The organism is Alcaligenes ammonioxydans, assembly GCF_019343455.1.
Lineage (GTDB): Bacteria > Pseudomonadota > Gammaproteobacteria > Burkholderiales > Burkholderiaceae_B > Alcaligenes > Alcaligenes ammonioxydans.
Map to the genome: position 1 here is coordinate 2,739,203 of NZ_CP049362.1, position 12,426 is coordinate 2,751,628.

Sequence of the window (12,426 nt, forward strand, 5' to 3'; positions counted from 1 at the left end):
CTTAGCGCGAAAACCCTGGCATCTGCTCATAGCCGTGTCGGCCCAGCAAGAAATAGCCCCAGGCATTCGGCGCGTCATCCAGCTTTTCCTGACGCCCTCCCGGCAGGGCTATCGTTGCCCCCTTCTGGATCGGTTTAATCAGACGAGGGGTGACGACAATGACCAGCTCCAGTTCGCTCTGGCTGTACTGCACATTGCGGAAAAAACTGCCCAGAATCGGCAAGTCACCCAAGAAAGGAATCTTTTTGACCGCTGCGGCAGTCTGACGGGACACCAGGCCACTGATGATGTAGCTCTGGCCATCACCCAGCTCGATCGTGGTGTCGGCTCGTCGGGTACGCAAAGACGGCATCACGCCCCCGCCCGGCATTTCCACAACGCGCGAGTAATCCAGCTCGCTGGCTTCTGGCGCGACTTTCAAGGCAATACGTTCGGCTGAGAGCACCGTCGGCGTGACCGTCAACCCAATACCAAAAGGTTTGTACTCCACCGTGGTGGTTCCCAGGCCCCCTGAGCTGGGGATAGGAATCTCACCACCGGACAGGAAGCTGGCGCTATGACCGGACATGGCGACCAAGGTTGGCTCGGCCAGAATCCGGGCCAGTCCGTTTTGCTCAAGCAGATTCAACGCCGCACTGAAGTTGCGGGAGTTATACGCCAGACTCAATCCGCCCGAAATCGCCTGGGGCAGCAAGTTCACCCCGCCTGTCCAGGGCTTGCCACCGATGGCATTGGCACTGAGGCCAATGTCTTTCATGACTTCGCGGGAAACTTCCACCACTTTGACTTCCACCTGGACCATGCCGCTGGTACTGACCTCGGACAGGTCCAGCACGGGCGCATCCGGGCTTGCGCCGGAACGCGCGGCCGCCATGGCATCCTGATGGTCCAGCAAAGAGGGGCTGCTGCCGGTAATCAAAGCCTGTTGTCCGGCGCTGGAGACCTGCGCCGACATGGGACGACCGGCCTGCGCCAGTTGCTGTTGCACCTGACTGCTCACTTCAATCGTCCACCGATCCGGATTCGTGCGGCCCGGCATCCAGACACGCAGATCCGCCGTGCCCGCGCGTTTACCAATCAGCAGCACCTCGCCGCGTTGCCCGGCCGATGCGGACAGAATTTGCACATCCGCCACGCTTTCATCGCTAATCGCCACACGCAGCGGGACTTGCGACAAACGTAAAATATCCTGATCGTTGGCCACCAGGCGTATCACCTTCTGGCTGGCGCTGGTTTGAGCCGCTTGCGCCATGACAGGCACCGGTGCCAAAACCGACAAGCAGAGCGCATACCAGCACCCCAAACCCAGACCTGCTTTTCTGATTTTCTGTCTCATGTGTTTAATCCATGCTGCCTTGCGTCGCTTCTCGTCAACCGCCTCTGGCAGGCTGACCCGTCCCCACAACAAGCTCCTTGCTGCTTAATGCTGAATAAGCTCTAAACGCCCACCGCGAATCACCTCTGTGCGCCGTGGCGGCGCGGCATTCGGCTGCCCGCTGGCCTGAGCTCGCGCCTGAACCTGCTCTTTCTCGCTCTGGCTGATCGTGAACTCCCGTAAGCCCAGACCTGCCATGGCACGGTTATCGGGTAGCTTCAAGGCCTCCCGCTGCTCCGCATCCAGCCCGGTGCGCGCTGGGATCAGCCCCGCAAACTCGGGAAACAAGGAGGGATCAGGCAGGCTCTCGTCCTTGGGTGCACGCAAGACAACTTGCAAACTGCCACTGCGACTGGCCAGCAAAAGCTCGTTTACCGACTCCAGAGGGACTGCCAGCATGGCATGGCGAACCTGCGTGTCAGCACGATTGCCCGAGGTGTTTTCGGCGGGGTCCGGCCCGGACAGGGAGGCACTACCATAGGCCAGCACCCGTACCCGTGGCATCAGCAAGCGAGCCTGGGTGTCCTTGACCTCGTTGCCATTGTTGAAGGTCATGAAGATATCGACCAGGTCGCCGGGTTCGACCCGGTTGCTGGCGCCCGAGATCACATCAACCGGAATCGTGACCGCGCGCTCGCCTGCGTCCAGATAGCTGGCCAGACTTTTGGCGATGAAGCTGCTCAATACCGGCTGCCCCTGCCCCAGATCAAAACGCAGCGTCTTGCCCGTCAAGGATTCCAGCGTATCGAAAGACTGTGCCGGCGCGGCAGGCCACTGGGCCAGCTCCAGCGCGTCGGCCTGCAAGGCCTCTCCCGCTTTAACATCCCGTTTAGCGACTACGACCGGGTAAAGCGTCGCCGCTGGCTTGGCGCTGTGCGTGCTCACTACAGGCTGGACCACTTCAGGTTTGGGCTGCATGCCCAGGTACAAAGCAACTGCAACCAATACGGCTGCGACCAGCAATAAAAGGACTGCTGCCCCCTTCATCATGCCGCTCATGAATGTGGTCTCCTGAGTACAAGTAATGTCTTGGCGCTTAAGCTGCGCAATGGATCCGCCCCTTCCTTTTCAGGGGTGAGCAGGTCCAGGGTTTGAGAAAGAATGCCGGGCTCGAGATCCAGCTTCAACGAAAGTTGCGCGCAGTCGTACAGGGGCTCGGACGTGCAGGCCTGGGACTGGACCTCGGCGCTGAGATCACCGAACCAGTTCAAAAATGCGTCGCTCTTTGCTTGGCCCTTGCCATAGTTCTCGGCCAGTTGCTCATTGACAAAGGACTCTATCCCGTCAGCCGCCTTGACCTGCATGCTTACTTGGCGCGAAAGGTCGCCCAGCAAATGGTTCATCTTTTGCTGGGCCAGAAAGAATGAGCTGAAGGTAAGGATGCCGCTGAAAATCACCAGCAACAGCCCCACCATCAATGCAAACTCGATGGCGGCCACGCCATGCTGACGCTGGGCAACGGCAATGGACGCGCGGGCATGAGTCATGGCGTGCCCCCCTCTAAGCCCACCTCACCCGCAACCAGCAGATTGATGCGGGCATGCCCTTTTAGCTGTTCGGGCACGACCAGTGAAAACAGGGTATCGGGTGCAAAACGCGGAATCAGCGGTGCCTGCACGTAGTCGTAAACAATCCCGACGCTGATTTCCTCGCGTGACAAATCGGCGCTGACGCGCACATGCTCACTTCCCACCCAATGGCTTAACCATTGAACGTGATCGGCAGCTACTTGCCGGGCCCGGTCCGCCCGTGCCTGCAAGCGAGCCGGGCTGCTCATCGGATCGCTGTTTCCTGCCGCTGGCTCAATCAACGCCGCCCGCGCACCGGATTCGGCGGCAAAATTCAGAGACTGCTGCGCGGTCATAATCAAACCGAAAGTCAGCAAGCCGTACATAAAAAGAAACAACAATGGAAAAACCAATGCAAATTCCAGCGCGTAGGCTCCGTATTGATAGTTTTTATCGACGCCTCGCCGCTTTGGTAATTGACCCTGTCGTGGGAGCATTATTGATTTTGCATCCATACCCACCCCATTGTTGCAAGGGATAACCAGGCCCCCAAGGGGACACTGCGCGCCTTGACCCGGGTACCCGGCAAGGCGAATCCGTACTTGCGCTCCAATGATGGAATCAGCACCAACGCCAAGGCATGCAAACCCGCCAGCACTGTGCCGAACAACACCACCATGCCTGCCTCTTTCCACCCCAGCGCCAACCCTAACACGGCCATCAGTTTCACATCGGCTGCCCCCATCAGGCGTGCGAGCCAAATGGGATAAAACACGAGCAAGGCAGCGGCAAAACCGATCAGCGAATCTCCCCACCCCACCACCGATCCCCAGGGAAGGCCATAGAACACACTGACCAGGATCTTGTGTAGCAGAAGCGCCAAACCATAGAAAACTAGTACGGTATTAGGGATTTTCCGGAATTTCAGATCGCAATAAATAATCTGAATGGAAAAGAAAAGCAGAAGAAAAACAAAAGAAAGTTTTATTAAAACAAACATAAGCATCAGCCATTCAAACTTAAAGGCTCAGCCATTGTTTAATTGGCTGATGCTCAAACAATCGCCCTACTCGGCTTCTGCAGCAGAAGTCAGCTCAGTAGATATCCTTGTAAACAAACCCTTCAAATCTCCACTTAGGGTGCTCAAAACACCAATGATCGCCACAGCGATCAGACCAGCGATCAAGCCATACTCGATAGCGGTCGCACCGTCTTCGTCTTTCCAGAATTGCTGAAGTTGAGTCTTCATGACTGTCCCCATGTAAAAAGAAAAAAGCACCCTCAAGCGCGAGGGTCAGATACCCCTGAAGGCACAAAACGTTGCCAAATCCGGCAACAACCACTGCGAACTGTTATCAATTTTTGTATTTTTCCGTTGAAATCATCTTAAACCTTCGTATGTCTATGTTTTTACTAGGGTTTACGTGTAACAGCCGTCAAATACACAAACGAATTCTAGCCTAAAGATACGAAAAACGCATGATTGTGTATTTACAACAGCCAAAATCCCATGAAAAAAGGCTAAAAAACCGCTAATTTGAAACCTTTTCTTACTTGAAATGTGTCTAAATTTGATAATGTTACCGTTTTTATCATTTCAAAATGCAACAGAAAATGCTGCTCCTGTTCCCTGACAGGACACGCTGATGACACTTTAATTACTTGAAAGAAAGTAACTTTTTCTTTTGGGCTTGCGGCGGAAGTGAGCCATTTTGCAGCGCCGCAAGTAGACGTGAATACAGCCATAAAGGACTGTTTGCCAACACCCTAAATCAGGCCTATTTTTTTTACGTTTCAAAATGTAATATTTGCGGTCTTTTAAATCACTATGTGGAAATAGATTGTTTTCAAACAGCAAAAAGTGACAGCGAAGTTAAACTACGGCACAGTAGAAAAAAGCGCCCGATTTTCAGCGAATAATGATTAATGCAAATGAATGACAAGCACCCCGTATCACTGGCCTTCCTTAGAAAAAAAAATCCCAGCCTGATTGCGAGCGTGGGATGCATGATGGGCCTGGCAGCGACAAGTCCGGCTAGCTGGGCAGACGCGCCCCTGCGGGGTAACCCCGTCGACGCGTTGCCGCCCATCAGCGCACCAGCCCCCAGGACGACTACGCCGTCTTTAAGCATCCCCCCCGCCGCGGCACAAAACCAACTTCAACAACAACTCCAGCAGCAAGTGCTCGTTCGCAGCTTTGACGTCAGTGGCAGTCGCAGCATCCCCTTTGAACAGATCACGGCCATTCTGGAGCCGCTGGCGGGCAAAACACTGACCATCGCCCAGTTGATCAACGAAGTGAACAAGATCACTGCGCTTTATCAACAAAAAGGCTACCCGCTGTCCTTTGCTGTCTTGCAGCAACAAGACTTCGCGCAAGGTCACATCAAGGTTACGGTCGTGGAAGGCCATGTTGGCAGTGTCCGCATTGAAGGCGATCCGGGCCGCAGCCGGGCGCGGATCGAACGCATTGCCCAGGCGATGGTGGACGAAAAGCCGCTGACCCAACGCACGCTGGAGCGCACCATGAACTTGCTGCGCACCGTGCCTGGCCTGAAGATCGACCCCAAGCTGGACATGCCTGTGCGCACGGATGGCGCCTCCGAGCTGCTGATAGAGGCTCAACACAAATCATTTAGCGCAAATGCCAGTATCGCGGAGATGGGGTCCAGCAAACAGGCGCTGGTGCAACTGAGCGCCAACAGCCTGACCCCCTTGGGAGAAGAGCTCAAGCTAACCGCCGCCATTCCCACCGGCCCCGAAGACGTCAAATACGTCAGCGGCAATCTGACCATCCCTCTTAACGGCAACGGTCTGAACCTGGAAATAGACGGCTACCACTATCGCTCCGAGCCACGCGACGAAGTCCTGGAAAGACAGGGCTGGAATCGCAAGGTTATCAACGAGCGCATCGGCGCAGCCATCAGCTACCCCTTCATTCTGAACAATCAGCGCAGCCTCAAAGGTACGGCCGGCTTTTATGCCAGCCGGTCTCTGGACGATTACACCCACAAAACGCTGGACAATGTCTGGATCGAAAACACCACCGATGTACGCGCATTGAAGGCCGAGCTGCGCTATACCGATGCCTCGGCCCGACAGTCGCGGGAACTGAACCTGGGGGTATACAAGGGCTTGGACGCCATGGGCGCTCGTAAATCCTTGAACACGTACTTGCAGCGTGACGCCGAATCCGATCTGGACCTGGATTTCACCCGCTGGACCGCTTCCTTCAGACAGAATCTGGCCTTGCCGGGACAATTTGGCATGAGCTTTTCTGCCAGTGGCCAATACAGCTCCAATGTCCTGCCCAATTCCGAACAGATCTCGTTTGGCGCATGGCGACACGGCTACGGGTATCCCCAAGGTGAACTGGCCGGTGACAAAGGCCTGGGCGCGACCTTGGAAATCAATCGTCGTTTTACCAACTCCTCGCGCTGGCTCAATAGCATCCAACCCTATATCGCTTATGACTGGGCACGCGCTTGGTATAACCTGGATCGCCTGAACAGCTACAACAACCGTGAATTGCGATCGGCAGCCATTGGGGTACGGCTGTCCAATAACAAGCATTACTTGTTTGATATCAACGTGGCAAAACCGCTGGGAGATTTGCCGGTCAATTCCGACCAACGAAAACTACGGTTGAACACGAATTTCCTGTTCTTCTACGACGGCTTTTAAAGTCGAGCCGTTGGCCGGACACATGTTTTTTTCTCAGGCCATCGCAAGATGGCCTTTTTTTGTATTCCATCGAGCCATTTTTTGGGCTCAGGTGTTACGAAAAACGTTACGTAACAGGAACAGAACAAAGCGTTAAAACCGGGCTACCCCCCTCTTATCCAGGCTTAAAAACCACACACCAGCGTGCCTGAAAACACAAAAACCAAGCCCAAGCCAATGATTTAAAACCAAAAAACAAAAAACAAAACCATACACAATAAATTGGCACTATTTTTGCTTAAAGACTGACAACAGCCCTTGAAGGGCGTGCTTACACTTCAAACCGGAGTCAGTCATGAAAGCAAGGAATTCAGCAAGAAACGCCTCAAGCCAACGCAACTTGCAACGTGCGCTTGTCGCGACATTGATCATCAGCGCTACCGTTCTGGCCGGATGCTCCTCACGCGGCGGCGTGCGTGATGGTCTGGACCTGTCGGCTCGCCCGCCGGCTATCGATCCCAACCTGCCCACACCCGGCGACGGGGGCACAGGAGGCGGCGGCGATGGTGGCGGTGGCAACAACGGCGGAGGGGACAACGGCGGTGGTGACAACGGCGGCGGCAAAGACAACAGCCTGACCCAAAATGCGTTGGGTAATCTGGGCCAGGCAGTCGACAACGTGGTTCCCCTGAATCTGAGCAAGACTGGCAATCAACTGGGCGAAACACTCGATGGCGCATTGAAACCGGTTACGGATATCGTGACCGACACAAGCCGTACTGTCGGTAGTGTGACCGGACTGGGTCAGCCTGTTAATGGACTGACTCAACAAGTCGGCGGAGTAGTGACCAATCTGGGCGACCAATTGGGCAAGACCGGCCTGCCGCTGAATCTGGGTGAAGGTGCAGGCGGCCTGCTCTCTCATCTGGGTCAAGCCGTCGGATCGGTTGGCGGGTTGCTGGTAAATGACCCGCAAAATCTCAACCCGCTAGGCGACACACTGCACCACGCCACCAAGGGCGTAGAAGTCCTGACCGGTTCTTTGCTGGGTGAGGGCAGTCTCCTGCATCCCCTGACCGCTCAACTGGGACTGGGTGGTCTCTTGCTGGCAGAAGAAGGGGAACCGGTGCTCAAACCGGCCTTGGGCAATGTCGGACAAACCGTAGATAACATTTTGCCTCTGGGCCTGAACCCCATTTTAGGTGACGTGGGCGGCGCTCTGGACAATACCGTTGCACCGGTGGTCGCTACCGTCACCAATGTGACTCAGCAAGTCGGCGACGGTCTGGGCGTCGGGCAGCCTATCAATGCCCTGCTTGGCGGCGTGGGTAGTGCTTTGGGGAATGTAGGCAGCCAATTGGACCATGCTGCGCCGTTGGGGCTGGGTGGTGTGGTAGGTCATCTGGGCCAGGCCGTGGCTTCAGCAGGTGGTTTGCTACACCACACAGACAGCAACACCAATCCCTTGGGTGACACCCTGAATCACGCTACCCAGGCGGTTGCCTCCCTGACAGGCGGGCTGGGCGGAATTACGGGTGGAGAGGGAGGTGGCCTACTAGCTCCTGTAACTGGCCTGCTGGGCGGGCTGGGTGGCGGCGAAGCTGCTAATGGCGGTTTGCTCGCACCCGTGACCAACCTGGTCGGCGGGCTGACGGGCGGACTGGCCGGCGGTGACGCAGCCAACGGCGGTTTGCTCGCGCCAGTGACCAACCTGGTCGGCGGGCTGACGGGCGGACTGGCCGGCGGTGACGCAGCCAACGGCGGTTTGCTCGCACCCGTGACCAACCTGGTCGGCGGGCTGACGGGCGGACTGGCTGGCGGTGACGCAGCCAACGGCGGTTTGCTCGCACCCGTGACCAACCTGGTCGGCGGGCTGACGGGCGGACTGGCTGGCGGTGACGCAGCCAACGGCGGTTTGCTCGCGCCAGTGACCGGTTTGGTCGGTGGGCTGGTTGGTGGCCTGACAGGCTCGGTCAGTGCCCCGGCCAATACTGGCGAGAGCGGCGCTCAAGCCAATGGAGGATTGCTCTCACCCGTCACCGGCCTGGTCGGTGGCTTGCTCGGAGGTGGCCGCAAATGATGAATAAAGTCATGAATCCGGTAAGTTTGCCGGTCAACTTTCACCCAGGTACATCAGGCGCAGGCAGCCGTTCCAACTGGTCCTCCCACGATGAACAGCAACACATGCTGTCAGAAAAGATGTTGATGGATCTGGGCAAAATGCTGGGCCGTCAGTTCACCATTTATGCAGAGGCCCTGAAAGCCAGTCTGGCCGAACAGGCCAATATGCCCCTGAATGATTTCAAGGCCTTGGAATACATCATGGAGTTCGATGCCCTGCCAACAGGACAACTGGCACACCTGATGGACTTAAGCGCCAGTGGCGTCAGCGCCCTGATTAATCGCCTGGAGCACAAAGGATACATCACCCGCGGTCGCCACCCCTTGGACAAGCGGGTCATTGCCCTGCACCCGGTCATGGACAAATGTCGCGAAGTCCTTGCCGTGAAAGAGCGTGCCATCAATCAAGCGATCAACACGGCGGCCAGCCAGAATCCCGCCCAACTGATCGCCATGTATGACTTTTTGGTCGACAGCATGAGCACCTTCCGACAAAACACCAAAGCATGGCTGGATGCGAAGGCACTGGTACCGCGGTCCTCCTGAACCTGTTGCCACGCCTTTAAGAACCGCTGCTTGTCAGCGGTTCTTTTTTTGTTACGTAACACGTTCCTCCCAAGCGCCGAAACCCGTAACAAATAGCCCTCTTTTTTTCTCGTATTTTGCACCAAACCGAGCATCGATGCGGGTTTCATAAAACCAAGAAAATTGGCATGCGAATTGCTTGAACCTCAACCAAGAAGCAAGCAGGTACCCCGATCATTTATTGGAGCAAGCAATGCATAACAATACAGACAGCAAGAAACCAGGCCTTCGCCTGACCATCCTAGCCACCTTGATGGCCAGTACTCTGGCTTTAACCGCCTGCGGCAGCCTAAGCGGCGGCGGTTCTTCGGGAGGCTCTGACAATTCCATCCCAACCAATCCAGACACAGGCAACGGAGGTGGTACAGGCGGCGGTGGTGACAACGGCGGTGGTGACAACGGCGGTGGCGACAACGGCGGTGGCGACAACGGCGGCGGTGACAACGGCGGTGGCGACAACGGCGGTGGTGATAACGGCGGAGGTGATAACGGCGGTGGTGACAACGGCGGCGGTGACAACGGCGGTGGTGATAACGGCGGTGGTGATAACGGCGGTGGTGATAACGGCGGCGGTGACAACGGCGGTGGCGACAACGGCGGTGGTAATCCTCGCACTCCCGGACCACTGGAAACCACGCTCAACAATGTCGGTGAAGCAGTCGATAACGTGCTGCCGGTAGGCTTGCAAGATACAGGAGCAGGCTTGGGCCAAGCACTGGATACCGTCGTCGCCCCGGTTGTGGATACTGCCACAGGCCTGACCCAACAAGTTGGAGGTGCCACAGGTTTGGGCGAGCCCGTCAATAATCTGCTGGGGCAGACGGGCGGCGTGGTCGTCAATCTAGGCGAGCAACTGGGTAATACCGGCCTGCCACTAAACCTGGGTCAAGGTGTGGGCGGTCTGTTGACCGGGCTGGGCAATGCGGTGGGCAGCGCGGGTGGTTTGCTGCATGCAGACGCCAGCAACCCGAAGCCATTGACCGCCGTGCTAGGTCATGCGACAGGAGGGGTTGCCGCTTTGACCGACTCCTTGTTGGGTGAAGGCAGCCTGCTCTATCCATTGACGGGTCAGTTGGGTTTGGGTGGCCTGCTGGACGGCACAGACGCCGCTCCCATTCTTGAGCCATCACTGGCGAATGTAGGCCAGACGGTAGACAACATCCTGCCCCTTGGACTGAACCCCATTCTGGGCAATGTCGGCCAGACTCTGGATACCGTCGTTGCTCCAGTCGGCGCAACGGTCACTCATGTGACGCAACAAGTCGGTGACGGCCTGGGCGTGGGCCAACCCATCAACGCCCTGCTAGGCGGCGTGGGCAGCGCCCTGGCTAATGTGGGCACGCAGCTAGATGGCGCTGCCCCTGTGGGGCTGGGCGGTGTTGTGGGTCATCTGGGCCAGGCAGTCGCCTCGGTGGGCGGACTGGTTCACCAAACCGATAGCAACACGAACCCCCTGGGTAATACCCTCAACCACGCGACACAAGCCGTTGCCTCTTTAACCGGTGGTCTGACTGGCAATGGTGACGGCGGCTTGCTTTCGCCTGTAACCGGCTTGCTGGGCGGGCTGACGGGCGGTTTGGCCGGTGGTGATGCTGCCAATGGTGGCTTGCTCGCTCCCGTCACCAATCTGGTCGGTGGCCTGACGGGCGGTTTGGCCGGTGGTGATGCCGCCAATGGTGGCTTGCTCGCCCCTGTCACCAATCTGGTCGGCGGGCTGACCGGCGGTTTGGCCGGTGGCGATGCCGCCAATGGTGGCTTGCTCGCTCCTGTCACCAATCTGGTCGGCGGGCTGACCGGCGGTTTGGCCGGTGGTGATGCTGCCAATGGTGGCTTGCTCGCTCCCGTCACCAATCTGGTCGGTGGCCTGACGGGCGGTTTGGCCGGTGGTGATGCCGCCAATGGTGGCTTGCTCGCCCCTGTCACCAATCTGGTCGGCGGGCTGACCGGCGGTTTGGCCGGTGGCGATGCTGCCAATGGTGGCTTGCTCGCTCCTGTGACAGGCTTGGTCGGTGGCTTGACGGGAGGACTGCTGGGTGGGACAAGCGTCTCGGTTGACGTGGGAGCTTCGGGCAGCGTGGACGCGGGCGGTCCCGCTACTGCAGGCAACAACAATGGCGGCCTGCTGGCACCGGTAACCGGTTTGCTGGGCGGCTTGCTCGGTAGCGGGCCTCGCTAAACCAGAGGAAGGGGCGCATCCCGCCCCTTCCTTCAAAAGCTCATCCATTTCTCATGGAGTAAGTCATGACTCGCAGAAGACACAGGCATTATGAATCTGGCAGACTTGGCTTACTCAGCCCAAGGATTACCTTCTTGACAGCATTTGCCAGCTTGGCAAGACAGGCTGCCAAGTCATCACTCACACCCGGCACGGTGAGCATGACAACGGCTGTCACAACGCCCCGTACAGGGGCCGCTTCCCCCTCTTTCGCACACACTAAACAAACCTGGTCCATCAGGGGCCAGCTCATGGTCGCCCCAGCATCCAGTCCCCAGCAGTCCGCTGCTCTTGCCCACTCTGCCCGCTGCGTATCGGGCGCTCCTGACGGCGACCCTGCTCTTTACCACAAGCGTCTGACACCCTTTACCGGTTTGCTGGGTGCTCCCCCACGCTAGGGATATATGCGTATGCCCAATAAACAGCCCCTGACAACCGTGTGGACCGAGCCAGAAGCAAGGGACGAAGTTTTGTCAGGGCATATGCAAAACGATATCGTGCGCATGATGTTGCGCCAGTTTGATGTCTACCTGGAAGCAAACAAGCACCAGTTGGCACGAGCCGCTGGTTTGAGTCTGAATGAGTACAAGGCCCTGGAGTTTGTGCTGGAACTCAAACCCCTGTCTCCGGGGAGGCTGGCCCAATTACTGGATCTGAGCCCCAGCGGCACTCAAGCCTTGATTACCCGACTGGAAAACGCAGGTTACTTGCTGCGCAAGCCCCATCCGCGCGACGGACGCATGACCAGCCTGTATCCCAACCAGGAACGCTGCAAGCGCTTGATGGGCGACATGGATTTACCCGCGCAGCAGGTCATGCAGGCCGCGGCACACTACAACCCTAAACAAATCACCGCTCTTTACGAATTTCTTCTTAAAAGTCTTGAGCATCTGCGTCAGGATGCCCTGGACAGGCTCAAGCACAAAACCACCTAGGGGTGCCGTTTTCTTGCTGTTTTG

12 protein-coding genes are annotated in these 12,426 nt (G+C 57.3%); 6 read left to right on the top strand and 6 right to left on the bottom strand.

The window, feature by feature from the left end; genetic code table 11:
• Window position 1: 1 nt before the first annotated feature.
• The 6 genes from FE795_RS12600 to FE795_RS12625 form a co-directional block, all read right to left on the bottom strand.
• On the bottom strand, window positions 2–1,336 hold the full coding sequence (locus tag FE795_RS12600; RefSeq protein WP_219234990.1) for a type II and III secretion system protein family protein: 1,335 nt from the start codon (window positions 1,334–1,336) through the stop codon (window positions 2–4).
• A gap of 84 nt (window positions 1,337–1,420) precedes the next feature.
• Window positions 1,421–2,374, bottom strand: coding sequence for a Flp pilus assembly protein CpaB (gene cpaB, locus FE795_RS12605; RefSeq protein ID WP_219234992.1), 954 nt, complete (start codon window positions 2,372–2,374; stop codon window positions 1,421–1,423).
• Window positions 2,371–2,862: a TadE family protein gene (locus FE795_RS12610; protein WP_003801141.1), complete on the bottom strand. Its 492-nt coding sequence runs from the start codon at window positions 2,860–2,862 to the stop codon at window positions 2,371–2,373. Before FE795_RS12610 ends, cpaB begins: the two co-directional genes overlap by 4 nt.
• A complete protein-coding gene (locus FE795_RS12615; protein ID WP_230406183.1) occupies window positions 2,859–3,398 on the bottom strand; it encodes a TadE family protein in 540 nt (179 codons plus the stop codon). The genes FE795_RS12610 and FE795_RS12615 overlap by 4 nt, the downstream gene beginning before the upstream one ends.
• On the bottom strand, window positions 3,380–3,889 hold the full coding sequence (locus FE795_RS12620) for an A24 family peptidase (protein ID WP_230406184.1): 510 nt from the start codon (window positions 3,887–3,889) through the stop codon (window positions 3,380–3,382). The genes FE795_RS12615 and FE795_RS12620 overlap by 19 nt, the downstream gene beginning before the upstream one ends.
• Window positions 3,890–3,949: 60 nt before the next feature.
• Window positions 3,950–4,132, bottom strand: a complete 183-nt coding sequence (locus FE795_RS12625; protein WP_059318064.1) for a Flp family type IVb pilin — start codon at window positions 4,130–4,132, stop codon at window positions 3,950–3,952.
• A 683-nt stretch (window positions 4,133–4,815) separates the two neighbouring features.
• Between FE795_RS12625 and FE795_RS12630 the strand changes: the two genes are divergently transcribed.
• The 6 genes from FE795_RS12630 to FE795_RS12655 all read left to right on the top strand — a co-directional run bounded on the left by FE795_RS12630 (window position 4,816) and on the right by FE795_RS12655 (window position 12,402).
• Window positions 4,816–6,567 (top strand): ShlB/FhaC/HecB family hemolysin secretion/activation protein, encoded by a 1,752-nt coding sequence (locus tag FE795_RS12630; protein ID WP_230406185.1) that lies wholly within the window; start codon window positions 4,816–4,818, stop codon window positions 6,565–6,567.
• Between the two features lie 334 nt (window positions 6,568–6,901).
• A complete protein-coding gene (locus tag FE795_RS12635; RefSeq protein ID WP_230406186.1) occupies window positions 6,902–8,626 on the top strand; it encodes a collagen-like triple helix repeat-containing protein in 1,725 nt (574 codons plus the stop codon).
• Complete coding sequence (locus FE795_RS12640; protein ID WP_003801147.1) at window positions 8,623–9,213, top strand: MarR family winged helix-turn-helix transcriptional regulator; 591 nt, start codon at window positions 8,623–8,625, stop codon at window positions 9,211–9,213. Before FE795_RS12635 ends, FE795_RS12640 begins: the two co-directional genes overlap by 4 nt.
• Before the next feature lie 232 nt (window positions 9,214–9,445).
• Complete coding sequence (locus FE795_RS12645) at window positions 9,446–11,428, top strand: collagen-like triple helix repeat-containing protein (protein ID WP_219234995.1); 1,983 nt, start codon at window positions 9,446–9,448, stop codon at window positions 11,426–11,428.
• A gap of 290 nt (window positions 11,429–11,718) precedes the next feature.
• Window positions 11,719–11,865, top strand: a complete 147-nt coding sequence (locus FE795_RS12650) for a hypothetical protein (protein WP_219234997.1) — start codon at window positions 11,719–11,721, stop codon at window positions 11,863–11,865.
• A 12-nt stretch (window positions 11,866–11,877) separates the two neighbouring features.
• Entirely contained in the window at window positions 11,878–12,402 is a 525-nt protein-coding gene (locus tag FE795_RS12655) for a MarR family winged helix-turn-helix transcriptional regulator (protein WP_003803326.1), read from the top strand.
• Window positions 12,403–12,426: the final 24 nt, after the last annotated feature.

Coding starts and splice junctions, on each gene's coding strand:
- FE795_RS12640 (WP_003801147.1), top strand. CDS start 8,623: ATGATGAATAAAGTCATGAATCCGGTAAGTTTGCCGGTCAACTTTCAC.
- FE795_RS12610 (WP_003801141.1), bottom strand. CDS start 2,862: ATGACTCATGCCCGCGCGTCCATTGCCGTTGCCCAGCGTCAGCATGGC.
- FE795_RS12650 (WP_219234997.1), top strand. CDS start 11,719: ATGGTCGCCCCAGCATCCAGTCCCCAGCAGTCCGCTGCTCTTGCCCAC.
- FE795_RS12645 (WP_219234995.1), top strand. CDS start 9,446: ATGCATAACAATACAGACAGCAAGAAACCAGGCCTTCGCCTGACCATC.
- FE795_RS12635 (WP_230406186.1), top strand. CDS start 6,902: ATGAAAGCAAGGAATTCAGCAAGAAACGCCTCAAGCCAACGCAACTTG.
- FE795_RS12655 (WP_003803326.1), top strand. CDS start 11,878: ATGCCCAATAAACAGCCCCTGACAACCGTGTGGACCGAGCCAGAAGCA.
- FE795_RS12600 (WP_219234990.1), bottom strand. CDS start 1,336: ATGAGACAGAAAATCAGAAAAGCAGGTCTGGGTTTGGGGTGCTGGTAT.
- FE795_RS12615 (WP_230406183.1), bottom strand. CDS start 3,398: ATGGATGCAAAATCAATAATGCTCCCACGACAGGGTCAATTACCAAAG.
- FE795_RS12625 (WP_059318064.1), bottom strand. CDS start 4,132: ATGAAGACTCAACTTCAGCAATTCTGGAAAGACGAAGACGGTGCGACC.
- FE795_RS12630 (WP_230406185.1), top strand. CDS start 4,816: ATGAATGACAAGCACCCCGTATCACTGGCCTTCCTTAGAAAAAAAAAT.
- cpaB (WP_219234992.1), bottom strand. CDS start 2,374: ATGAGCGGCATGATGAAGGGGGCAGCAGTCCTTTTATTGCTGGTCGCA.
- FE795_RS12620 (WP_230406184.1), bottom strand. CDS start 3,889: ATGCTTATGTTTGTTTTAATAAAACTTTCTTTTGTTTTTCTTCTGCTT.